The following is a 22,405-nucleotide window of genomic DNA, read 5'->3' as shown; positions in this document are numbered from 1 at the left end:
GTGAAATTTGCATTACGCAGCTATCAACCGGAGTCGCACCGTGTCCCAACATGTTTCCTGCAATGACTGCAGTCTGAGCCCCATCTGCCTCCCCTTGGCAGTGGCGCCGGCACAGCTCGACGAGCTGGATCGCATCATTCACCGGGGGCGCCCCCTGAAGCGCGGCGAGCACCTGTTTCGTGCGGCGGATGATTTCCAGGCGGTCTATGCGGTCCGCTCCGGCGCGCTGAAAACCTATGTGCTCAGCGATGAAGGCGACGAACAGGTCACCGGTTTTTATCTGCCCGGTGAAGTGCTGGGTATGGATGGCATCAGTACTGCGCACCACGTTTCCAATGCCAAGGCCCTGGAAACCGCCACGGTCTGCGAGATCCCTTTCTCCAAGCTGGAAATGCTGTCTCAACGGATCCCTTCGCTGCAGCACCATTTCTTCAGTCTGATGAGCAACGAAATTCGCTCTGACCGCGAGCTGCACATGCTGCTCAGCAAGAAAAATGCCGACGATCGGGTGGCCTCGCTACTGCTGTCCATGTCAGCCCGCCACCAACGCCGCGGACTCAGCGAGCGAATATTCCGCCTGCCCATGTCTCGCTATGACATCGCCAACTATCTGGGGCTGGCGGTGGAAACCGTCAGTCGTATCTTTACCCGCTTTCAACAGAATGAATGGCTGCGCGTAGAAGGTCGCGAAGTGGAAATTCTGGATCGTGGCAGCCTTTGCGGTGAACGGCAGAACCTGGAGGCCAGCCTGTGACTGCCCCCGTTCTGGCCATTCTCGACAGTGACCTGAAGGCACCCCAGCCAGCGTTGCACAAGGCTCAACAAATCGCTGCTGCCAGGCAGGTGCCGCTGCATGTTCTGGTCAATGCCTACTCCTCTGCCATGCTGCGTGCCGTTGGCGTTGATCAGGAGCGCCGCAACGCCGCCCGGGCACAGATCCATAAAGCCTGGCAGAAGCGCATCGGCGAACTGACGGACAGTGAGGGCTGCGAGCTTTCCATTTTGTGGCACAAAGACAGCATGGCGGCCCTGCGCGACAGCATTCTTGGCCTGCAACCCGCCATGTTGGTGGTACATACCAGCGAAGAGAGCGGTCTGCGCCGGCATCTGTTTACGCCCCGGGACTGGCAACTGATTCGCAAGGCGCCCTGCCCGGTGCTGTGTGTGCATGGCCCTCAGTGGTCGCCCTCCCCGAGAATACTGGCCGCTCTGGACCCGGGCAGCGAGGAGCAGCCGGATGATCCGCTGGCAATCGAGGTGCTTGATGCCGCAGGCCAACTTTCAAGCAAGCTAGGCGGTACCTTGCGAGCCTGCCATGTGCTGGATGAAATGGACGACAGCCTGATTCTGCTGGTGGGCGAAGCGATCCCCGATTACAGCGGCGGAATGGACAAGATCCGCGAGTTCTACCGCGAACGCTTTCTGCAGTTCGGCTCCGCCAACGGACTTGGCCAGGATCAGATGACAATCCTGACCGGCCCGGTCGCGCCAACACTGGCCAGATATTGTGATGAACAAAACATCGATGTGCTGGTGGTCGGTACTGTGCATCGCAACCTTCCGGAAAGGTTGCTGCTCGGTGCCACCGCAGAATCCGTCATTACCCGTGCCAGCACCGATGTGCTGGTGATCAAACCCGAAGGCTTCCAGAGCCCCTGGCAAGCCTGACTCAGGAGAACCACACAATGACTGACAAGAAGGATTTTGCCGACAACATTCGCCAGAAGCTGGAAGACTGGGATTATCAGCTGGATCGGCTGACTGCCAGGCTGGGCGACAAACGAGAAGAGTGGCGCGCGGAAGCCAAGCAGAGAATTGCTGACATTGAAGAACGCCGCGACGCGCTGGAAGCGAAACTGGAAAAGCTTGAATCCCATGGCGAGGATGCTTGGCAAGACATCAAAGCCGGCGTGGAGCTGGCCTGGGATGGCCTGAAAACCGGCCTGCTTGCCGCCCGCAGCGAATTCGAAGACAGAGACTAGCCGTGCTCCAGGAGCGTCGCTGGCGACGCTCCTACTGTTCTTGCCGCCGAAATACCGGCTTATCCGCTGTCGATTCCGCCGCGCAGAAACGATAACCCGCCACATCAAAATTCTGCAGTTTTGCCGGATCCTTGATGCCTTTCTTGATGATCCACGCCGCCATCAATCCCCGGGCCTTCTTGGCGTAAAAGCTGATCACCTTGTACTTGCCGTTTTTCTCATCCTGAAATACGGGCTCAATGATGCGGCCATCGATGGCTTTCTTCTTCACGGATTTGAAATACTCATTGGATGCCAGATTCACCAGTACGTCGGTTTTCGCCGCTTTCATATCCTTGTTGAGCTGTTCGGTGATAATGTCGCCCCAGAACGTATAGAGGTCCTTGCCGCGGGGGTTATCCAGTTTCGTGCCCATTTCCAGCCGGTATGGCTGCATCAGGTCCAATGGACGCAGCACACCATATAACCCTGACAGCATGCGGAAGGAATTCTGGGCTTCCTTGAGCTGGTTGTCGGTAAAGGTATCGATTTCCAGGCCGGTATAAACGTCGCCTTTGAAAGCGAACGCTGCCGGTCGGGCATTGCTCTTGTTGAAGGGCCGCTGCCACTGGGCAAAACGCTCCACATTGAGATGCGCAATCTTGTCGCTGACGCTCATCAGGCTGCTGACATCTGCCGGAGAAAGCTGGCGCGCCCGCTCGATCAACACCTCACTATCATCCAGCAAACGGGGCTGGGTGGTTTTCAGCGTTGGCAATTCGCTCTCGTAATCCAGGGTTTTTGCCGGCGAGACAACAATCAGCATGGCCTTCTCCTTTACATATGACTCCGGGGATTATATGAATCAGGGGGTGTGAGGTCTGCAATTCAGGAGAATAAATGCGCCTATTACTGGTATTGACTGTCATTATCGCGGTTACCGTGCTGTTGTGGGGTAGCTGGCAATGGGGCCGTCGACCTTTCTATCTGGTGCTTAGCCTGGTATTGGCGGGCCTCATCGTACTTGGCGTTGGTGTCTGGCATGGTGGCCGGGACGATCAGGTGCGCCTCCCGCCGAACGGTATTGTGGTGACATTGAAAGAAAGTCTTGCCTCGGAATCCGGCGTGCGCCTGACCGGCAACCTGGCCAATCGTAGTGAAATGAATGTGGCGGCGGTAACGCTCCAGGCACGAGCCCTGTCCTGCCCGGAGACTGAAAGCGAATGCACGGTGATTTACCAGCAGCCAATTGATCTGCAGATGTATGTTCCCGTCGGTCAGGACTACCCCTTTGCCGTGGTCAGCCGCCATCCGCCCGAAGACACCCCGGTGGATCGCTGGGAGCTGGATGCGATCGACAAGCTGGCTTACCCGAAAAAGTAGTAGGCAGGGCCTGGAAGGCTGCCAGGCTGGCATCCTGCCGGGTGAATCGTCACAATGCGCCCTTCAAACTCCCAGGAGTCATTATGGCATCACTGATTCCCGGCCAGCTTACCCCGATTGGCGATCATGCCTGGCGGGTTCTGGCGCGTAACCCGGGCATGATGACCGGGCCAGGCACCAACAGTTATCTGTTTGGCAAGGATAGTCTGACGGTCATTGATCCCGGCCCCGAGGATCAGGAACACCTGCAGGCTCTGCTGCAGGCTGCCCGAACCCTGGGAAAGCCCATCGAGCAGATCGTGGTCACCCATACTCATCGAGACCATTCCCCTGGCGCCCTGGCATTGGTGGCAGCCACCGGGGCTCGTTGCCTGGGCCCCTCGGTACCCGATGATGGACTACAAGACGAGAGCTGGCAGTCAGACCGTCTGTTGGCCGAGGGAGACCGGGTGGATTGCGGCGGCGTTTCATTACAGGTAATTGAAACCCCAGGCCATGTGGGTAACCACCTGTGCTACCTCAGTGATGATGGCATGCTGTTTACCGGCGATCACCTGATCCAGGGCTCCACTGTAGTGATCGCCCCACCCTCCGGTTCCATGCAGGCCTACTTTGCCTCCCTGCGCAAACTGCAGCAGCGCGGTGTCACGATGATGGCTCCTGGCCATGGCGATGTGATCAGCGACCCGGAAGAGACCCTCAGCCATACCCTGGCGCACCGACAGAAACGTGAAGACAAGGTCCTGGATGCCCTATCGGGCAACCCGCAAGCCCTGGGCGTACTGGTGAAGGTGGTCTACGACGACGTGCCGGAATTCCTGCACGGTGTGGCTCAGTTCTCTTTGCAGGCCCACCTGATCAAGCTGGCCGAAGATGGCAAAGCCGAGGAAGCCGAACAGGGTTGGCGCAAAACCTGATTGCGCCAACCAAGGAGAGTACGAGTTACGAGTTACGAGAAGCGAGTTTCGAAAGGCGAAAAACAAACCGGCGCTACGATTCTGGTTTTCGCGACTCGTTACTCGCTTCTCGCTCCGCCTCTTTCGCACCTCAAGCGGTGCTCCTACAGGTGCCTCGGCACAAGGTTTTTCGCTGTTAACTATTCACTATTAACGGTTAACTGCCTTTCACAGCCAGCCTTTGCGCTTGAAAAACCAGTATGGCGTCATGCCGGATAGCAGCATCAGGCAGATCGCCATGGGATAGCCATAAGCCATATCCAGCTCAGGCATGATTTCGAAGTTCATGCCATAGATGCTGGCGATCATGGTGGGCGGCAGGAAAACCACAGCGGCGATGGAAAAGATCTTGATGATCTGGTTCTGCTGGATATTGATAAAGCCCTGGGCCGCATCCATCAGGAAGTTGATCTTGTCGAACAGGAAGGTGGTGTGTGACATCAGGGTATCCAGGTCATGCTGAACCTCGGCACAGGTACGGCGCCGCACCTTGTCGGTACGCACATAGCGCTGAATGAAGGAAATGGAGCGTTGGGTATCCATCAGGCACAGGCGGATCTTGCCGTTGGTATCCTCCAGGCGGGCCAGTTTCTCGATATCCTCTTCCAGCTCGCCGTTTTCCTCCTCCAGCACGCTGTAACCCACCTGCTCCAGATCACGGTGCACATCCTCCAGGGCATCGGCCAGGTTTTCCACCTTCTGCTCCAGAATGCTCAGCAGGATATCGATAGGCTGCTTGGCCTTTACCCAGCCGCGGCGCACACGCAGGCGCAGCAGCCGGAAGTCCGGCAGGCGCGAATCACGGAATGACAGCAGGCGCCCCTCCTGCACCACAAAGGCCACCGTGGACGTGCGGGCGCGACCCTCGGACTGGAACAGGAACAGGGAGTGGACATGCAAGCCCTGCTCATCGCTGAAGAATCGGGCTGAGGCTTCGATCTCCTCCATGTCATCAGACGCTGGCAGTTCCGCCTCCAGGAATTGCTGTACCAGCTCCCGTTCGCTCTCTTCCGAATCCACCAGGTCAATCCAGCTGGCATCCTCGGCCAGAGAGGGCAGAATGCTTTCCGTGTCCTTTTCACGCAGAACACCGTTTTCGATGCGGAAGATATGCAGCATGATGTTTCCCTGATCATGATCGCCGGCAAGCGGCCGGCAGCAATTTGATAAAGCACTACGCTTATGACTGTCAACGATTCCCGGGCCGGGAGCCGGAACAACGCGCCGCAATTGATAACGCTGGCCGGTGAGGCCCGGCTCTGGCTATGGCGCGATGCCCTGCCCGCTCGGCTGAGCCAGTCGCTGCAGACGGCATTGAATAACGAGCTGGACTGGCAGCAACCGAGAATACAGGTCTTCGGTCGTTACCACACCGTACCACGGCTTACCGCCTGGCATGGTGACGAGGGTATCCCCTACCGTTACTCGGGCCATCGGCATGTGGCAGGTGGCTGGCCCGAGGTTCTGCGACCCGTACGCGATAGCGTTAGCGAACTCTGCGGGTATACTTTTAACTCGGTACTGGCCAATCGCTACCGCAACGGCAAGGATTGCATGGGCTATCACAGTGACGACGAACCGGAGCTGGGGCCTGAGCCATGGATTGCGTCCTACAGCCTCGGCGCCGAGAGGGATTTCGTATTTCGCCCCCGAGGCGGTGGGCGACAGTGCCTGTGCCTTGCCTTGCCAGACAACAGCCTGTTGCTAATGAGTCCGGAAGTGCAGAGGGGGTTTCAGCATGCGTTGCCACGCCGCCAGCGCGTTCAGGCAGAGCGACTTAACCTGACCTTTCGCCGGATCCTAACCCCTTGTCACCCCCAGAACGCGTAACTGAGCAAGATGGCGGCAATCAGGCCTGCTGCATCCGCCGCCAGTCCGCACCACAGGGCGTACCGAAAATCACGAATTCCCACGCTGCCGAAGTACACTGCCAGGACATAGAAGGTGGTTTCGGTGGACCCCTGCATGACCGCCGCCATCCGTGCCGCCAGGGAATCCACCCCCTGGGTCTGCATCACATCCACCATGGCTGCCCGGGCCCCGGAGCCACTCAGCGGCTTGAGAAAGGCTACCGGCAGCGCATCCACAAAGCGGGTGTCCCAGCCAATCGCAGCGGCCCCGTAGCGAATGCCGTCGAGAAACAGGTCCAGCACTCCGCCGGCTCTCAGCATGGCGATAGCTGCCAGCATGGCCACCAGATAGGGAATCAGCCTTACCGCCAGGGTAAAACCCTCCTTGGCACCCTCCACAAAGGTGTCGTAGCTATCCACCCCGCCCCGCCAGGCGGCGATGAAGAAGGCGCTCAATACCAGCAGCAGAATGCCGTTGCCGAGCAGGCTTGAGAGAGTGTTGGCCAGATCGGTAGGCGCCAGCCACACCACGGTGCCCAGTGCCGCCAGCATGGTCAGCCACAGCCCGGCCACTACCAGCAACAACGGGTCGCGCAGGGAGATGCGCTGCACCCGGGCGGTGACCAGAATGCCCACCAGGGTGGATACCGTGGTGGCCATCAATAGAGGCAGGTAGACCGCCGCCGGATCGCTGGCCCCCTGCTGGGCCCGAAACAACAGCACGGTTACCGGCACCAGGGTCACTGACGAGGTGTTGAGCACCAGAAACATGATCTGGCTATCCGTGGCCCGGGTCGGCTCCGGATTACCCTGTTGCAGGCGCTCCATAGCCTTGAGGCCCAGCGGTGTGGCGGCATTGTCCAGGCCCAGCATGTTGGCGGCCAGATTCATGGAAACGGGGGCGGACGCCTCCGGAGTACGCCGTACTCCGGGCATCAGCCGGGCCAGAACCGGCTCCACCCAGGATGACAAACGCGCGGCCAGATTGCTGGCTTCGGCCATTTTGAACAGCCCACTCCACAGTGCCAGCACCCCGATCAGCCCCAGGCTGACCTCCACGGCCAGATCCGCGGCCGACCAGAGGGCATTGATTAAACGCCCGGGCGCCGCCATATCTCCACCCAGGAGTTGGATCACCGCTCCGGCGATACCCGCAAGGAAAAACAGGCTGAACAGTCTGTGCAAAGCATCCCCCGTACGCTAGGGTCGTGGTAATTTGTTGAAAATCCGTAATTTGGCGACTTTTATGACGGTGCAACTTCGCGCTTTCACGGTAGTCTACAGGTTATAAAGGAATTCAACCCGCGAATGACCGCCTCCGGGCCGTCGTCTATACTGCAGGTAAACCGTTTGAGAAACAGCATGTCACTAGTTCGTAAACTCTTCCCTCTGGCTCTGGCACTGGTCCTGCTGGGGGGCGCCATTCAGGGAGTGAGTGGCCTTCGTTCCGAGCCGGAAGTTCAGGGTGACCTGAAACCCACCAGCGATCAGCTGGATGCCGCCGAGGAGATCGCCGCCAAGCTGAAGCATCATTATCGCCAGCTGGAGTTTGACGACAGCCTCTCAAGCCAGGTGCTGGACAGCTACCTCAAGGACCTGGACCCCAACCGCCAGTATTTCCTGGCCAGCGACATTCGCGAATTCGAGCGTTATCGGGATCAGCTGGACGATCAACTGAGTCGGGGCCAGCTGGAAGCCGGCTACACCATCTTCAACCGTTTCCAGGAGCGCCTGGAAACACGGTTGAGCAAGCTGCTCGACACCATTGAGAATGACCTGGAATCACTGAGCTTTGAGGGTGAGGAGTCCGTGTTGGTGGACCGTGAAGATGCGCCCTGGGCTGCAGACGAGGCAGCACTGGATGCTATCTGGCAACGACAGTTGAAAAATGCCGTCCTGTCCATGCGCCTCAATGACAGTTCCCTGGAGGATATTCGCACTCGCCTGACTCGCCGCTATGAAAGTCAGCTCAAACGTATCAGCCAGAACACCCCGGAAGATGTATTTCAGGTTTACATCAATGCGCTGACACAAACCTTTGACCCCCACACCACCTATTTCACACCGCATAACTCGGAAAACTTCGATATCAGCATGAGCCGCTCCCTGGAAGGTATCGGCGCAGTGCTACAATACGAAGACGGTTATACCAAAGTGGTGCGCCTGGTCCCCGGCGGCCCGGCGGCAAAAAGCGGCCAGCTGAAGCCGGCTGACAGGATCGTCGGAGTTTCCCAGGATGACGAAGCGCCGGAACCGGTAATCGGTTTGCGCCTGGATGAAGTAGTGGATCAGATCCGTGGACCCAAGGGCACCAAAGTCAATCTGGAAATCATCCCTGCCGGTAGCGCCAGCGAGCACGATACGCGCACCATCACCATCGAACGCAACAAGGTGGTGCTGGAAGAACAGGCAGCCAAAAAAGATGTGATCACCATTGAGCGTGATGGTGAAAGCATGAAGCTTGGCATCATCGAGATTCCTGCGTTTTACCTGGATTTTGCCGCCTTCCACCGGGGTGATCCCAACTACACCAGCACCACCAGCGATGTGGCCAAGCTGCTGGTTGAGCTACGCAAGGAAAATATCGACGGTCTGGTAATTGACCTGCGAAACAATGGCGGCGGCTCCCTGCTCGAAGTCAACAAGCTGGTCAGCCTGTTTATTAATCGTGGCCCCACCGTACAGGTACGCGAGTCCAATGGCCGGGTCAGCATTGAGGGAGATAAATTCCCCGGGGTGCTCTATGCCGGGCCCATGGCCGTGATGGTCAATCGCTTCAGCGCTTCTGCCTCGGAAATCTTTGCCGGCGCAATGCAGGATTACGGTCGCGCCCTGATTGTCGGTGATCAGACTTACGGCAAGGGTACAGTGCAGACATTGCTGGACCTGAACCACGGCAAGCTCAAGATGACCAACGCCAAGTTCTATCGGGTGTCCGGTTCCAGTAACCAGAATCTTGGCATCGTGCCCGACGTGGACATGCCCTCGCTGATCGACAAGGACGAAGTGGGAGAAAGCTCGCTGCCCAATGCCCTGCCCTGGGATGAAATTGACTCGGCCAAATACCAGCGGGTCAGTGAGATTGTTCCTTACTTGCCTGAACTGCGTGAAAAGCACTCCGGCCGCATCAACAAGAATCCTGAGTTCATCTACGTGGAGTCCCTGCGCAAGCTGCTGGACGAAAACCGTAATCGCACTGAGTTGTCTCTGAACGAAAAAAGTCGCACCGCAACTCAAAGAGCCCTGGACAGTGAGCGACTCGCCATTGAAAACCGTCGTCGCCAGTCTCGCGGCGAAGAGCCGCTGGCCAGTATCAAGGAACTTCGCGATCTTGAAGAGCAGCGAGCGCTTGATCCGGAAAGTGACGAAGAGTCCATTGATGAAGACCCCTATGTGCGAGAAACAGGGGAAATTCTGGTGGACTATATGAATCTGATACGCGAGAACCAGGTGGCCCGTAAAGGCTGACGGCAGGCAATCTTTTCTGCATAAAAAAACCGGCACCAGCCGGTTTTTTTATGTTTTCAGGCCAACGCCTTGAAGCCCCACCGAGCCGGGTCATCCCCCAGTCCCGCTTTCAACGTTTGCTTGCCCAGGCGATGGTTCAGGTCTTCCAGGGCTCGTTTGGCCGGATCTGGCAGGAATCGCACCCCGAAGCTGGCCGCACTGACAGCCGTCTTCACAATCCGCACAGCGGTGGCGGCGGAAACGCTGCTGTGGATATTCAGGTCATCCGCAACCTTGTCTCCAATAAGGTAGCGGCTGAAGCCAAGTAATACCTCATAGGACAGATTGAACGGCGGCTTGCCGGCCATGTCTCGGAGCAGAGACTTGGCCAGTGATTCACTATCTGCCGTGGGATCATACAGGTGCGAGGTCAGCTGCATGGCAAGGATTTCCTGCTCTTCCAGAGTGGTTGTCAGCAAGGCTTCATTCACACCAAGCAGATAGCCCGCATAGCGCCAGAAATAATGCATGGATTCATGCTCGGTGCGACTGATCTGCAGCCCCAGCCGCTTTAGCCCCCTTACCACCATGAAGTCGAACTCCAGCACAGTCCCGGCCATATCCTCCTGGTTGATTGGCAGGTCGTATTTGGCGTTGTCCCAGCGCGGATTGTTGGCCAGGAACTGGCGGACCGCGGCATGCAGCAGACGCACTTCCATCAGGGTGCGATGGCCCAGTCCACCTGGACGGATGCCGTCATCACCGACAATGTTATGAAGCATCTGTCCGGTTTCGTAAATCCTGCGGGAAACGTCTTTCTGCAAGCGACCTGTGGCCACCAGCACCTGGGATGGCTTGTTGTGCGCGTAGCCCTCCACAAGGCTTGAACACATCAGCACCAGGCCCTGCAGCGCGCCGTTGCGTCGATACATGCGCCGCCCTAACTCCATGGCGTCGAAATCCACCCAGGGTGGCACTGTATGGCAATGGTCCAGAAAGGCCTGAAAATCCCCTCCCTCTTCCCTGGCCCGTTTTTCCACCTCGTCTAGCAGACCGGAAGGCCGCGTGAACTTGATCTGTGCCGCGCAGCGGTCGGCGAGCGGATCCTGCACCTGCCGCCAGGAGTTCAGATGTTCATGGGAATAGCGATCCCACCAGACCCGCTCGCGGGGGCTTTGCGGGCCTCGCTCGAAGCGGATCAGTTCCTGCGGTGTAGCCATCATAACCTCGACATTGTTATTATCCTGGAACTCACGGGTTCTGGAATAACGCTAGGCCGCCGCGGCTATACGGTCAACACACTAAACAGTGAAATCTGTTACCCCTTCGATAAGGGTGTTGATCAACCATTGAGGGGCATCCAGAGGGAGGTCATGGCCTGCCTGGGGGTGAGATTTGATGGGCAGATCCCAGGCTCGGGAGAGAGCCTGGGAGCAGGCCGGGTTGACCAGACGGTCCCCTGCCCCATTGATGATCAGCACGGGCACGCTTTGTGGTAATGCAGTCGGGGCGCGAAAACGCATGGCAGCAAGCAGCTGTCTCAAGCTGTTACGCATCGATACGGGTTTTTCACGGGCATACTCCGCCCATCTCTCCGCCAGTTGATGGAGAAACGCCGGCTCACGCAGGTTTGAGGTGATTTCCAGAATGGCGGTTTCCTTGCGCAATCGGTCACGACCGAATACCGCATCACTTAGCAGGCGGCGGTAATTGGCCGGGCGCAGGCGTTGCCAGAACGGGCTGTATCGGCTGGCGCTGGTGTTGATCAAGCCCGCAAATGCCACTTCACCAGGTGCCTGACACAACCATTGCACCGCCACCATGCCACCTAATGACAGGGCTACCAGATGGTAAGGACCCTGATGCCCCTGCTTGGCAAGTTGATTGCGTAGATGGGCCACCATGGCGGCAACCCGAGTCGGGCTTTTGTCCTGATAGAACTGTCCATTACCAGGCAAATCCACCGTCACAACCCGGTCCTGCGGCACGCTGGCCTGAAACTGTTCGGGAAAATCCTCCCAGTGCCTCTGTTCACGAACCAGGCCACGCAACAACACCCAGGTTCTTCCCATGCAAGCTCTCCTTTCTGGCGCTTATTCTGTACCCTGTCAGACATAAACCAACAAACCCTGTAGCAGGTCCGGGCAATGACCCACTATCCAATACCGGCTAGAATGCCACCGGCGTTCAGGATGGCAAACGGAGTTTCCTCGCGACTATGACACGAAAAACCGTAAAACGGGTTAAGACAGGCTCGGTTGAGCGACGCTTTTCCATGGCCAAGGCCGGCTTTCTGGCCGGTGCCAAGTATGCGACCGCCAGTGCCGGGTCCCTTTTTACCCCCAAGGATCAACGTGAGGCTCGCCGCAAGGAGAACCTGTCCGCCCGTGCTCAGGAGCTGGTGGATGAACTGGGCCGGCTCAAGGGTTCCGTCGTCAAAATCGGCCAGATGATGGCTCTTTTCGGCGAGCATTTCCTGCCTGAGGAAGTGACCACCGCCCTGCACACCCTGGAAAACCAGACCAGTGCCCTGGAGTGGCCCTCCATTGAGCGCCACCTCAAGCGAGAGCTTGGCGAGGTCAAAATGGCGGAGCTCGAGATCGAGGAAACGCCGCTGGGCGCCGCCTCCCTGGCCCAGGTTCACAAGGCCATACGTAAATCGGATGGCAAGGAGCTGGTGCTCAAGATCCAATATCCCGGGGTCGCCGATGCCATTGACTCGGACATGCGCGCCCTGGTTCGCCTGCTCAAGCTGAGTCGCCTGGTTCCGATCACCGAGCAATTCAATCTGTGGCTCGATGAAGTCCGTGAAATGCTTCAGCGGGAAGTGGATTACGATCTTGAGGCCCACACCACTCGCCATTTTCGACAAGTGCTGGCCGAAGATACCCGTTTTGTGGTGCCGGAAATCGTCACGGAGTACTCCAGTCACAACATCATGTGCATGACGTTCGAGCGCGGCATCAGCGTCACCGACCCTTCCGTGCTGAAGCTGTCACAGGAACGCCGCAACTTTATCGGTCGCGCCATCATGGAGCTGTGCTGCCGGGAGGTGTTCGAATGGAACAAAATGCAGACCGATCCGAATTTCGGCAACTATCTGCTGCGTTTTGGCGACAGCCCGGAAAATGACCAAATTGTACTGCTGGACTTCGGCGCAATTCGGGATTTTGACAATGAGGTGCTGGGTCCGGGCCGGGAAATGATTCGCGCCTCCTTCCACCACGATGGTGACCGCCTGGTTCGCGCTCTCAACGCCCTGGATTTCCTGGCCCGTGGCGCCCCGCGCCGACTGCTGGATGATTTCTGTTCGCTGTGTTTTGAAGCCATTGAGGTGCTGCAGGACCCGGACCGTTTCCCGCCACCGGCGGAAGTGCTCAATGACAAGGGCGAATACTGCTGGGGTAGAAGCGACCTGCCCAACCGCATCATGAACCGGGCCAGCCGCAATGCCCTGTCGGTGCATTTCGACGTGCCGCCCAAGGAATTTATTTTCCTGGCGCGCAAGCTGCTGGGTGCCTACACCTTTTTGCATGTCATCGAGGCCGAGGTGCGTGGCAACACCATTCTGGAGCCCTTTATCCACATGCAGGAAGAGGCTGACGTGATCCTTGTTGATCAAAAAACCATCAGTCCGGTAGATTGACCACTCCAAAAGTGACAAAAAAACCCTTTTGTCACCCGCTTATCGGTGCGATAACGAATTCTCATTTGCCAAGGTGGCATAGCCACAATAAGGTTAGCACCCTGCTGAGAGCCTGTTTCAGGCCTTTGCGCCACCGACGGAGGTTATTCTCCGGCTTGCCTCACTGCACAGATTGTTGCAAAGGGTTCGCCGGCGGTATTCGACCTTCGCAGTGTGACGGATGACAGTAGCGGCCTTCGGGTCAACACTTTCCGCCATACGCGGTGTGCAAGGGCCTGGGACAGGCTCTTGTCGGTCGGCTCCCACGAAGCGACCGTTTAACGAGGCTTTCAAGGCGCCGGGTTGCCAACTCTGCCGCCCTGATAGCCGATTATTTGCGAACCACAGACGGGGGTAACGCAGGTGATTATCGGTGTTCCCAAAGAAATCTGCCCTGGCGAGCAGCGCGTTGCATTAACGCCTACCAACGTCAGCGCATTGCTGAAAAAACAAGGTGTCGAGATCATCATCGAGCGTGGCGCTGGTGATATTGCCGGCTATCCGGACAGCGCGTTTGAAGCTGCCGGTGCCAAGCTGGTTGATCGCGACGAGGTATTCTCTTCCGCTCAAGTGATACTGCAGGTGCAAACACCTGGCAGCAACACCCAGAACGGCAATGAGGATCTGGACAAACTCAAGCAAGGCCAGATCGTTATCGGCATGACCGATCCGCTGGCTAACCCGCAATTTGCCCAGACCCTGGCCGACAAGAAAGTCACCGGTCTGGCACTGGAGCTGGTACCGCGGATCACCCGCGCCCAGGCCATGGATGTGCTCTCTTCCATGGCCATGATCGCTGGTTACAAATGCGTACTGCTTGCCGCCAACGAATCCCAGCGCATGTTCCCCATGAACATGACTGCTGCCGGTACCATGAACGCCTCCCGCGTGTTCGTAATGGGCGCTGGTGTGGCAGGCCTGCAGGCCTGTGCGACGGCCAAGCGCCTGGGTGCCGTGGTTGAAGCTTATGATGTACGGCCCGCTGCCCGTGAACAGATCCTGTCCGTTGGCGCCAAGCCGGTGGAGCTGGACCTGGATACCGGTGAAGCGGAAGGCTCCGGCGGTTACGCCAAAGCCCAGGGTGAAGACTTCCTCAAGCGCCAACGCGAGCTGATGACGGAAGTGATCAAGGAAATGGACGTGGTCATCACCACCGCTGCCGTTCCCGGTGCGAAGAGCCCGATTCTGGTCACCGAAGACATGGTCAAGGCCATGAAACCCGGGGCGATCATTGTGGATCTGGCCGCCGAACGTGGCGGCAACTGTGATCTGACCGAGTCCGGCAAAACCGTTGTCAAGCACGGCGTCACCATCGTCGGCCCCGAGAACGTGCCCTCCTCCGTAGCTTTCCATGCTAGCCAGATGTTCGGCAAAAACATGGAAAACCTGCTTAACCTGCTGCTGGACGATAACGGCGACCTGCAACTGGATTTCGAGGACGAAATCGTTGTGGAAACCGTCATCAGCCACGATGGCGACGTACCCCAGGCCCGCCTGCGCGACCTGCTCGGCCTGCCCGCTCTGGCCAAGCCCGAGCCCGAGGCAGAGGAATCCGCTGATACGGACTCCGACGCCAACAAGGAGGAGGAGAAATAATGGATTTCGTAGCCCAACTGACCCTGTTTGTGCTGGCAATCTTCCTCGGTGTGGAGCTTATCACCAAGGTTCCGCCCACCCTGCACACCCCGCTGATGTCCGGTTCCAACGCGATTTCCGGCATCACCCTGGTGGGTGCCCTGATCGCTGCCGGCTCCGATTCCGGCATGCTGATCAATGTGCTGGGCTTTATCGCTGTGGTGCTGGCCACCATCAACGTGATTGGCGGCTTTATGGTCACCAATCGAATGCTGGCGATGTTCAAGAGGAAGTAATTCATGCAGAACTGGATTGATATCGCCTACTTGATCGCCGCCTGCCTGTTTGTGGTGGGCATCAAGGGGCTGACCAAGCCGAAAACTGCCGTGCGCGGGAACCTGCTGGCTGCGGCCGGTATGGGTGTTGCCGCCGTGGTTACCCTGCTCAACGAGCATATTGTTACCTATGAAGTGATCATCGCCGGTGTTGTAGTCGGGGGCCTGATTGGCGCTGTCATGGCCAAGAAGGTACAGATGACTGCCATGCCGCAGATGATCGCCCTGCTGAACGGTTTTGGTGGCGGCGCATCCTTTTCGGTGGCCTCCGCGGAGTTTTTCCGTGGCTCAGCCAGCGACACGGTGTCCATCATCGCTACCGGTGCTGCCGTATTGATCGGTGCTGTAACCCTGACCGGCTCCCTGGTGGCATTCGCCAAACTGCAGGAACTCATCGACGGCAAGCCCATGGGCTTCCCCGGCATGAAGGTGGTCAACGCCATCCTGTTCATCGGCTCCATCGTTGGTATCGGCTACCTGGTCGCCAACCCGGGCAATGAGATGGTGTTCTGGGGTCTGGTGGCTGCTGCCATGGTTCTCGGCCTGCTGCTGGTGCTGCCGATTGGTGGCGCAGACATGCCGGTGGTCATCGCCCTGCTGAACTCCTACTCCGGTGTGGCAGCATCCGCTGCCGGTTTCGTGATGGGCAACAGCGCCCTGATCATTACCGGTTCCCTGGTCGGTGCTTCCGGTCTGATCCTGACCAGCATCATGTGTAAAGCCATGAACCGCTCCCTCACCAACGTACTGTTCGGTGTCATGGCGGAAGCCGGCGAAGCCATGGATGATGACGAAGTCTATGCTGGCAAGGTGAAGTCCACCTCCGCAGACGAAGTCGCCATGATGCTTGAAACCGCACGCCGCGTGGTCATTGTGCCCGGCTTTGGTCTGGCCATGGCTCAGGCACAGCATGCAGTGCGCGAAATGGCTGACACCATGGAAGCGATGGGTATCGAAGTGGAATACGCCATTCACCCGGTCGCGGGCCGTATGCCTGGCCACATGAACGTACTGCTGGCAGAAGCCGAAGTGCCCTACGACAAGCTCAAGGACATGGATACCATCAATCCCACCTTCGAGCAGACCGATGTGGCTATCGTGCTGGGCGCCAACGACGTGACCAACCCCATGGCCCGCGAAGACAAAGGCAGCCCGATTTACGGCATGCCCATCCTCAACGTGGACAAGGCCAAGACCGTGGTTGTGGTAAAACGCTCCCTGAGCGCCGGCTTCGCCGGCCTGCCCAACCCGCTGTTCGCCAAGGACAACACCCTGATGTTGTTTGGTGACGGCAAAGGCGCGGTACTGGACATCACCACCGCCCTGAAAGAAGGCTGATCCGGTAACAGGATCAGGAAAAAGGGGGAGCTTCGGCTCCCCTTTTTTGTGTCTGGACTTTCTCTGCGTAGGGCGGTTAAGGCAAATAAAGTCATGCCGATGAGGCCTTCTGGTGGATTACGCCCTTAGGGCTAATTCACCCTACGCACTAGAGAGCTTTCGCTTTCCCGTCAGCCGCCCACAAAAAAGCCCGCCTCAATGAGGCGGGCCTTCTTGTGCTGTCTTAGCGTGACGCGCGCTGCGTTTCGCTACTTGAAGGTATAAACCAGACCTACAGAGAGCTGATGATCCGATTCCTTGGTGCCTGCCGGCACCTTGGATTCATGCTCAAGAAGATGACGCAGCCGCAGCGAGAAGTGGCTATTGATCTTGCTGGTCAGAGACGTTTCCATCCGGGTGCTGGTGGAATCTTCGCCGACTTCGCTACTGATTTCTTCCTTGAACTCCGCGTTCTCACTGATCTGCCAGCTATATTTCAAAGCCAGACGAGCGATGGCGCTTTCTTCCGTATCAGCACAGTCACCGTAGGAGTCTTCAGGCTCCAGACACTGCACGCGATAACCGGGACCGGCTTCCAGATCGAGGACATGTTTTTCATTTTCGATAAAGCGACGACCCAGACCGATGGCGTAGCTGGCCTGGTAGTGAAACCCGGAGAAGTTGTCTTTCTCGTAGGTCACCACATTAAACAGGTAATTGCGGGATTCCTCGCCCAGCTTGCGGTCCAGTTTGTAGGAGGCAAAGTAGTTCTCGTCGGTACGGTTGTATTCTTCCGTATCCGGATCACGTTCTTTCTCGTTGTTGGCGTCCGCCTTGAAATGGTGACGCCAGAGAGCGCTGTCACGGCTTGCGTTAACGTGGGCGTTCACCGAATTGGAATCCGTGTTACCGCGCTTGAACAGCAGACCAAGAGATACATCCCCTGACCACTTGCTCGCTTCGCTGGAGCCCTCCTCGGCCGCTGCCGATACCGCCGGCAACGCGGCGGCAATCAGCATGGCAGCGAGATACTTACTGCGCATGAATCTCTCCTCTACTCACTCTTGTCCAGATGCACATCCATCTGCGGAAACGGAATGCCAATCCCTGCTTCATCGAAGCGGCGCTTTACGGTTTCCGTGGTGTCCCAGAGTACCGGCCAGTAATCCGCACTCTTCACCCAGGGGCGACAGAGGAAATTCACAGAGCTGTCAGCCAGTTCACCCACCACAATGGTCGGAGCGGGATCCTTGAGAACGCGCTCGTCGGCGGCAAGAACCTCTTCCAACACCTTCTTCACCACGGAAAGGTCCGCATCGTAAGCAACCCCGAACACCATATCTACCCTGCGGGTGGGCAATTCAGAATAATTGGTGATATTGCCGGACATGATTGACCCGTTTGGCACGGTGATTACCTTGTTGTCCGGGCTGTTCATGATGGTGGCGAAAATACGGATTTCCTTGACTGTGCCAGAGGTGCCGCCAGCTTCGACGTAATGGCCGACCCGGAACGGTTTGAACATGATCAGCATCACCCCGGCAGCAAAGTTACCCAGGGAGTCTTTCAATGCCAGACCAACAGCCAGGCCGGCGGCACCGAGAATGGCAACCAGAGAGGTGGTTTCCACGCCCAGCTGGTCCAGAGAGGCGATGATCACGAACACAAACAACAGGACATGGATGATGTTGCTCAGAAACTTGGCCACTTCCGTGTCCAGTTTCTTGTCCATCACCCGGCCAAGCCATCCGGCCAGCTTACCCACAATCCATTTACCGACAATAAAGATGACCAGCGCCGCAATGATGTTCCACGCGTAGGGCATCAGGTTTTCGTTGGCAAAGGTTTCAAGTTGAGACAGATATTGATCCATTAAGCGTACTCCTCATCCAGTGAGCGCGAATTATGCCCATTCCTGCGCCAGGCCCAAGACAAGGACGATGGCCAGCGCGGGATTTTACAAAGGTTTCACCTGACAGAACGAGGCACAGACCCTACCCCGCCGTCGGCTTGCCACACATAATGAAACCTTCACACGCCCATGGCCAGTCTGAAACGCGCCTTGATCCCCGATTTGCCCATCTATCCGCGGCGATTACTGGGTATCTGGCTTGCTGGCCGGTATAATGCCCGGTCACATTTGCTGTCCTGTCGGAGTCTTCAATGTCCAAGAGCGTGCGTGCCCCCTGACCGCCCAACTGCAACAACGCATCCTGATTCTGGATGGCGGCATGGGCACCATGATCCAGGGCTGCAAGTTCACCGAGGAAGATTTTCGCGGTAGCCGCTTTGCCGATTGGCCCAGTGACCTCAAGGGCAACAACGATCTGCTGTGCATGACGCAGCCTGAACGCATCAAGGAGTTGCACAAAGGCTACCTGGATGCCGGCGCTGACATTATCGAGACCAACTCTTTCAACGCCACCTCCATCGCCATGGCCGACTACGACATGCAGGATCTGGCGCGAGAGATCAATGTGGCCGCTGCCCGGGTGGCCCGTGAAGCCGCCGACGAAGCGTCTACGCCGGACAAGCCCCGCTATGTGGCCGGGGTGCTGGGCCCCACCAACCGCACGGCCAGCATCAGCCCGGACGTGAACGACCCAGGCTTCCGCAACACCAATTTCGACAAATTGGTGGAAGCCTATCTGGAAGCCCTGGATGGACTGGTGGAAGGTGGTATCGACCTGATTCTGATCGAGACCATCTTCGACACCCTGAACGCCAAGGCCGCGGTATTTGCGGTGGACCAGTACTGCTATGAGAACGACCTGGACCTGCCGGTGATGCTCTCCGGCACCATCACCGATGCTTCCGGGCGCACACTTACCGGGCAGACCACAGAGGCGTTCTACAACTCCCTGCGCCACGCCAGGCCCATCAGCGTTGGTCTTAACTGCGCACTCGGGCCCATGGAACTGCGCCCCTATATCGAAGAGCTGTCACGTATCTCCGAGACCTATGTGTCCGCCCACCCCAATGCTGGCCTGCCCAACGAAATGGGCGAGTACGACCTGGATCCGGCCACCATGGCGAAAGAAATACGCGGCTGGGCGGAAAAAGGCTTTCTCAACATCATCGGCGGTTGCTGCGGCACTACGCCAGAGCATATCGCTGCAATGGCCGAGGCAGTGGACGGTCTGCCGCCGCGCCAGCTTCCAGAGATCGAAGTGGCCTGCCGCCTGTCAGGTCTGGAGCCCTGCACCATCAGCAAGGACTCCCTGTTCGTTAACGTGGGTGAACGCACCAATGTGACCGGGTCCAAGCGTTTTTTGCGACTGATCAAGGAAGAGGACTACGACGCGGCCCTGGATGTGGCCCGCGACCAGGTGGAGAACGGCGCCCAGATCATCGATATCAACATGGACGAAGGGATGCTGGAGTCCGCCGAGTGCATGGTGAAATTCCTCAACCTGGTGGCTTCCGAACCGGAAATCTCCAAGGTGCCGATCATGATCGACTCCTCAAAATGGGAGGTGATCGAGGCAGGCCTGAAATGCATCCAGGGCAAGGGCGTGGTGAATTCCATCTCCATGAAGGAAGGTGAAGAGTCGTTCCTGCACCAGGCCCGCCTGCTGCGTCGCTACGGTGCCGCCGTGATCGTTATGGCCTTCGACGAGGAGGGCCAGGCGGAAACCCGTGAGCGTAAGGTGGAGATCTGTACCCGCGCCTACAAACTGCTCACCGAGGAAGTCAACTTCCCACCGGAAGACATCATCTTCGATCCGAACATCTTCGCCATCGCCACGGGTATCGAGGAACACAACAACTACGCGGTGGACTTTATCGAAGCCGTGTCTGATATCAAAAGCACCCTGCCCCACGCCATGATTTCCGGTGGGGTTTCCAACGTGAGCTTCTCCTTCCGCGGCAACGACACCGTCCGTGAAGCTATTCACGCGGTGTTTCTGTATTACGCCATCAAGAACGGCATGGACATGGGGATCGTCAACCCCAGCATGCTTGCGGTGTACTCGGACATTCCCGAGGAGCTGCGCAACGCAGTGGAGGATGTGGTCCTCAACCGGCGCGAGGACGGTACCGAAGTCCTGCTGGATCTGGCTGAGAAATACCGTGGCAGCGGTGCGGAAAAGGCCAAGAAGGAAGACCTGGCCTGGCGCGAATGGGAAGTGGAAAAGCGCCTGCAGCATGCCCTGGTGAAAGGCATCGCCGATTACGTGGAAGAAGACACCGAACTGGCCCGCAAGAACGCCGCTCGCCCTCTGCACGTGATCGAAGGCCCGCTCATGGATGGCATGAATGTGGTCGGCGACCTGTTCGGCGAGGGCAAGATGTTCCTCCCCCAGGTGGTGAAGTCCGCCCGGGTGATGAAAAAGGCGGTGGCCTACCTGCTGCCCTTCATGGAAAAGGAAAAAGAAGAGCTGGGCACCCAGGATGAAGCCAACGGCAAGATTCTGATGGCCACGGTAAAAGGCGACGTTCACGACATCGGCAAGAACATCGTCGGCGTGGTACTGCAGTGTAATGGCTACGATGTGGTGGACATGGGCGTAATGGTGCCCTGCGACAAGATTCTGGAAACCGCCAAGGCAGAGAAGGTGGATATCATCGGCCTATCAGGCCTGATTACCCCGTCCCTGGACGAAATGGTCCACGTGGCCAGCGAAATGCAGCGCTTGGGCATGGACCTGCCGCTGATGATCGGTGGCGCCACTACCAGCCGAATTCATACCGCCGTAAAAATCGATCCTGCCTACCAGCAAGCGGTCGTTCACGTGGCCGACGCCTCCCGGGCCGTGGGTGTGGCCTCCAAGCTGCTCTCCAAGACCGCCAAGGATGATTATGTCGCAGAGCTGAAGGAAACCTACGAAGGCCTGCGTGTACGTCGCAAACAGCAGCAGGTGGACCGCAGCCTGATTTCCATTGAGCAGGCCCGGCAGCATCGCTTCCAGCCAGACTGGTCCGGCTACACCCCGCCTGAGCCTAAGGTAAAAGGCCTGAAGGTTTTCGACGACTATCCGCTGGAAGATCTGGTTCAGCGCATCGACTGGACGCCCTTCTTCCGGTCATGGGAACTGGCAGGCAAATTCCCGCGCATCCTGGAAGACGAGGTGGTGGGCAAGGAAGCCACCAAGCTCTACCGCGACGCCCAGGCAATGCTTGAGAAAATAGTTGAAGAAAAGTGGCTAACCGCCCGTGCTGTAATTGGTTTTTGGCCCGCAAACTCGGTTATGGATGATATCGAGCTATACCGGAAACCGGGTGACAAGGAGGCGTTCATGACCCTCCACCACCTGCGCCAGCAGCTCGACCGGACCAAGAATGACAAGCCGGACTTTTGCCTCAGTGACTTTATTGCACCCAAGGAAACCGGTCTCACCGACTGGCTGGGCGGCTTTGCCGTTACCGCAGGTAGCGGGATTGACGAGCACGTCGCTCGCTTCGAAGCCGACCACGATGACTATTCCTCCATCATGCTCAAGGCCCTGGCTGACCGACTGGCAGAGGCTTTGGCCGAACGGATGCACGAAAAGGTACGCAAGGAATACTGGGGGTATGCCAGCGACGAGGCACTTAGCAACCAGGACATGATCAGCGAAAAATACCGGGGCATCCGCCCTGCCCCCGGTTACCCGGCCTGCCCGGACCACACCGAAAAAGCCCTGCTGTGGGAGCTGCTGGAGCCGGAAAAAAATGCCGGCATGACCCTGACCGAGAGCTACGCCATGTTGCCTGCAGCCGCGGTATCTGGTTGGTATTTCTCCCACCCAGATGCCAAATACTTTGGCACCGGCAAGCTGGCCAAGGACCAGATGGACGACTATGCGGCCCGCAAGGGAATGACCCGCAAGGAGATTGAGCGGATGGTGCCACACCTGCTGGGGTATATGGACGAAGAACAGGGCTGACTTGCACGAGGTGCGCCTTGAGGGCG

At 58.0% G+C, this 22,405-nt stretch carries 19 protein-coding genes; 12 read left to right on the top strand and 7 right to left on the bottom strand.

Annotation, left to right across the window (positions count from 1 at the left end; translation table 11 throughout):
* Positions 1–7 precede the first annotated feature (7 nt).
* From fnr to KZ772_RS03010, 3 genes are read left to right on the top strand one after another with little or no spacing between them, the layout of a single operon-like run.
* On the top strand, positions 8–754 hold the full coding sequence (fnr, locus tag KZ772_RS03020) for a fumarate/nitrate reduction transcriptional regulator Fnr (RefSeq protein ID WP_290538406.1): 747 nt from the start codon (positions 8–10) through the stop codon (positions 752–754).
* On the top strand, positions 751–1,668 hold the full coding sequence (locus KZ772_RS03015) for a universal stress protein (protein ID WP_290538405.1): 918 nt from the start codon (positions 751–753) through the stop codon (positions 1,666–1,668). Before fnr ends, KZ772_RS03015 begins: the two co-directional genes overlap by 4 nt.
* 17 nt (positions 1,669–1,685) lie before the next feature.
* Positions 1,686–1,982 carry a hypothetical protein gene (locus tag KZ772_RS03010; RefSeq protein WP_290538404.1) on the top strand — a complete coding sequence of 99 codons (297 nt, stop codon included), beginning with the start codon at positions 1,686–1,688 and terminating at the stop codon, positions 1,980–1,982.
* A 31-nt stretch (positions 1,983–2,013) separates the two neighbouring features.
* Here the strand turns inward: KZ772_RS03010 and yaaA are convergent, their stop codons facing one another.
* Entirely contained in the window at positions 2,014–2,787 is a 774-nt protein-coding gene (gene yaaA / locus KZ772_RS03005; RefSeq protein WP_290538403.1) for a peroxide stress protein YaaA, read from the bottom strand.
* A gap of 74 nt (positions 2,788–2,861) precedes the next feature.
* On the opposite strand from yaaA, the gene KZ772_RS03000 reads away from it, so the two are divergent.
* Together KZ772_RS03000 and KZ772_RS02995 are read left to right on the top strand one after the other, a co-directional pair.
* Positions 2,862–3,344: a hypothetical protein gene (locus KZ772_RS03000; RefSeq protein ID WP_290538402.1), complete on the top strand. Its 483-nt coding sequence runs from the start codon at positions 2,862–2,864 to the stop codon at positions 3,342–3,344.
* An 83-nt stretch (positions 3,345–3,427) separates the two neighbouring features.
* The gene (locus KZ772_RS02995; RefSeq protein ID WP_290538401.1) at positions 3,428–4,261 is read left to right on the top strand and encodes an MBL fold metallo-hydrolase; all 834 of its coding nucleotides are present in this window, start codon (positions 3,428–3,430) and stop codon (positions 4,259–4,261) included.
* Between the two features lie 207 nt (positions 4,262–4,468).
* On the opposite strand, the gene corA is transcribed toward KZ772_RS02995, so the two are convergent.
* On the bottom strand, positions 4,469–5,419 hold the full coding sequence (corA, locus tag KZ772_RS02990) for a magnesium/cobalt transporter CorA (RefSeq protein ID WP_290538400.1): 951 nt from the start codon (positions 5,417–5,419) through the stop codon (positions 4,469–4,471).
* Between the two features lie 63 nt (positions 5,420–5,482).
* On the opposite strand from corA, the gene KZ772_RS02985 reads away from it, so the two are divergent.
* On the top strand, positions 5,483–6,130 hold the full coding sequence (locus KZ772_RS02985) for an alpha-ketoglutarate-dependent dioxygenase AlkB (RefSeq protein WP_290538399.1): 648 nt from the start codon (positions 5,483–5,485) through the stop codon (positions 6,128–6,130).
* On the opposite strand, the gene KZ772_RS02980 is transcribed toward KZ772_RS02985, so the two are convergent.
* Complete coding sequence (locus KZ772_RS02980) at positions 6,112–7,335, bottom strand: nucleoside recognition domain-containing protein (RefSeq protein ID WP_290538398.1); 1,224 nt, start codon at positions 7,333–7,335, stop codon at positions 6,112–6,114. The two genes, KZ772_RS02985 and KZ772_RS02980, sit on opposite strands and share 19 nt — an antisense overlap.
* Positions 7,336–7,512: 177 nt before the next feature.
* Here KZ772_RS02980 and KZ772_RS02975 point away from each other — a divergent pair, with 177 nt between their 5' ends.
* Complete coding sequence (locus KZ772_RS02975; RefSeq protein ID WP_290538397.1) at positions 7,513–9,618, top strand: carboxy terminal-processing peptidase; 2,106 nt, start codon at positions 7,513–7,515, stop codon at positions 9,616–9,618.
* Between the two features lie 56 nt (positions 9,619–9,674).
* Here the strand turns inward: KZ772_RS02975 and KZ772_RS02970 are convergent, their stop codons facing one another.
* Positions 9,675–10,820, bottom strand: coding sequence for an oxygenase MpaB family protein (locus KZ772_RS02970; protein ID WP_290538396.1), 1,146 nt, complete (start codon positions 10,818–10,820; stop codon positions 9,675–9,677).
* A gap of 78 nt (positions 10,821–10,898) precedes the next feature.
* A complete protein-coding gene (locus KZ772_RS02965) occupies positions 10,899–11,669 on the bottom strand; it encodes an alpha/beta hydrolase (protein ID WP_290538395.1) in 771 nt (256 codons plus the stop codon).
* Between the two features lie 146 nt (positions 11,670–11,815).
* Here KZ772_RS02965 and KZ772_RS02960 point away from each other — a divergent pair, with 146 nt between their 5' ends.
* The 4 genes from KZ772_RS02960 to KZ772_RS02945 all read left to right on the top strand — a co-directional run bounded on the left by KZ772_RS02960 (position 11,816) and on the right by KZ772_RS02945 (position 16,530).
* Positions 11,816–13,243: an AarF/ABC1/UbiB kinase family protein gene (locus KZ772_RS02960; protein ID WP_290538394.1), complete on the top strand. Its 1,428-nt coding sequence runs from the start codon at positions 11,816–11,818 to the stop codon at positions 13,241–13,243.
* Positions 13,244–13,645: 402 nt separating this feature from the next.
* Complete coding sequence (locus tag KZ772_RS02955) at positions 13,646–14,878, top strand: Re/Si-specific NAD(P)(+) transhydrogenase subunit alpha (protein WP_290538393.1); 1,233 nt, start codon at positions 13,646–13,648, stop codon at positions 14,876–14,878.
* A complete protein-coding gene (locus tag KZ772_RS02950) occupies positions 14,878–15,153 on the top strand; it encodes an NAD(P) transhydrogenase subunit alpha (protein WP_290538392.1) in 276 nt (91 codons plus the stop codon). The genes KZ772_RS02955 and KZ772_RS02950 overlap by 1 nt, the downstream gene beginning before the upstream one ends.
* A 3-nt stretch (positions 15,154–15,156) precedes the next feature.
* The gene (locus tag KZ772_RS02945) at positions 15,157–16,530 is read left to right on the top strand and encodes an NAD(P)(+) transhydrogenase (Re/Si-specific) subunit beta (RefSeq protein ID WP_290538391.1); all 1,374 of its coding nucleotides are present in this window, start codon (positions 15,157–15,159) and stop codon (positions 16,528–16,530) included.
* Between the two features lie 248 nt (positions 16,531–16,778).
* Here the strand turns inward: KZ772_RS02945 and KZ772_RS02940 are convergent, their stop codons facing one another.
* Together KZ772_RS02940 and KZ772_RS02935 are read right to left on the bottom strand one after the other, a co-directional pair.
* The gene (locus KZ772_RS02940) at positions 16,779–17,552 is read right to left on the bottom strand and encodes a DUF481 domain-containing protein (RefSeq protein ID WP_290538390.1); all 774 of its coding nucleotides are present in this window, start codon (positions 17,550–17,552) and stop codon (positions 16,779–16,781) included.
* Between the two features lie 11 nt (positions 17,553–17,563).
* On the bottom strand, positions 17,564–18,382 hold the full coding sequence (locus KZ772_RS02935) for a mechanosensitive ion channel domain-containing protein (RefSeq protein WP_290509356.1): 819 nt from the start codon (positions 18,380–18,382) through the stop codon (positions 17,564–17,566).
* 358 nt (positions 18,383–18,740) lie between these two features.
* On the opposite strand from KZ772_RS02935, the gene metH reads away from it, so the two are divergent.
* Positions 18,741–22,379 (top strand): methionine synthase, encoded by a 3,639-nt coding sequence (gene metH / locus KZ772_RS02930; RefSeq protein WP_290538389.1) that lies wholly within the window; start codon positions 18,741–18,743, stop codon positions 22,377–22,379.
* Positions 22,380–22,405 lie beyond the last annotated feature (26 nt).

This window comes from Alcanivorax sp., from assembly GCF_019431375.1.
GTDB classification, from domain to species: domain Bacteria; phylum Pseudomonadota; class Gammaproteobacteria; order Pseudomonadales; family Alcanivoracaceae; genus Alcanivorax; species Alcanivorax jadensis_A.
This window is presented reverse-complemented; position numbering and strand designations above follow the sequence as displayed.

Excerpts from the sequence above, each read along its gene's own strand:
- KZ772_RS03010 (WP_290538404.1), top strand. The coding sequence starts at position 1,686 with ATGACTGACAAGAAGGATTTTGCCGACAACATTCGCCAGAAGCTGGAA.
- yaaA (WP_290538403.1), bottom strand. The coding sequence starts at position 2,787 with ATGCTGATTGTTGTCTCGCCGGCAAAAACCCTGGATTACGAGAGCGAA.
- KZ772_RS03000 (WP_290538402.1), top strand. The coding sequence starts at position 2,862 with ATGCGCCTATTACTGGTATTGACTGTCATTATCGCGGTTACCGTGCTG.
- KZ772_RS02995 (WP_290538401.1), top strand. The coding sequence starts at position 3,428 with ATGGCATCACTGATTCCCGGCCAGCTTACCCCGATTGGCGATCATGCC.
- corA (WP_290538400.1), bottom strand. The coding sequence starts at position 5,419 with ATGCTGCATATCTTCCGCATCGAAAACGGTGTTCTGCGTGAAAAGGAC.
- KZ772_RS02985 (WP_290538399.1), top strand. The coding sequence starts at position 5,483 with ATGACTGTCAACGATTCCCGGGCCGGGAGCCGGAACAACGCGCCGCAA.
- KZ772_RS02975 (WP_290538397.1), top strand. The coding sequence starts at position 7,513 with ATGTCACTAGTTCGTAAACTCTTCCCTCTGGCTCTGGCACTGGTCCTG.
- KZ772_RS02970 (WP_290538396.1), bottom strand. The coding sequence starts at position 10,820 with ATGATGGCTACACCGCAGGAACTGATCCGCTTCGAGCGAGGCCCGCAA.
- KZ772_RS02965 (WP_290538395.1), bottom strand. The coding sequence starts at position 11,669 with ATGGGAAGAACCTGGGTGTTGTTGCGTGGCCTGGTTCGTGAACAGAGG.
- KZ772_RS02960 (WP_290538394.1), top strand. The coding sequence starts at position 11,816 with ATGACACGAAAAACCGTAAAACGGGTTAAGACAGGCTCGGTTGAGCGA.
- KZ772_RS02950 (WP_290538392.1), top strand. The coding sequence starts at position 14,878 with ATGGATTTCGTAGCCCAACTGACCCTGTTTGTGCTGGCAATCTTCCTC.
- KZ772_RS02945 (WP_290538391.1), top strand. The coding sequence starts at position 15,157 with ATGCAGAACTGGATTGATATCGCCTACTTGATCGCCGCCTGCCTGTTT.
- KZ772_RS02940 (WP_290538390.1), bottom strand. The coding sequence starts at position 17,552 with ATGCGCAGTAAGTATCTCGCTGCCATGCTGATTGCCGCCGCGTTGCCG.
- KZ772_RS02935 (WP_290509356.1), bottom strand. The coding sequence starts at position 18,382 with ATGGATCAATATCTGTCTCAACTTGAAACCTTTGCCAACGAAAACCTG.
- metH (WP_290538389.1), top strand. The coding sequence starts at position 18,741 with ATGGGCACCATGATCCAGGGCTGCAAGTTCACCGAGGAAGATTTTCGC.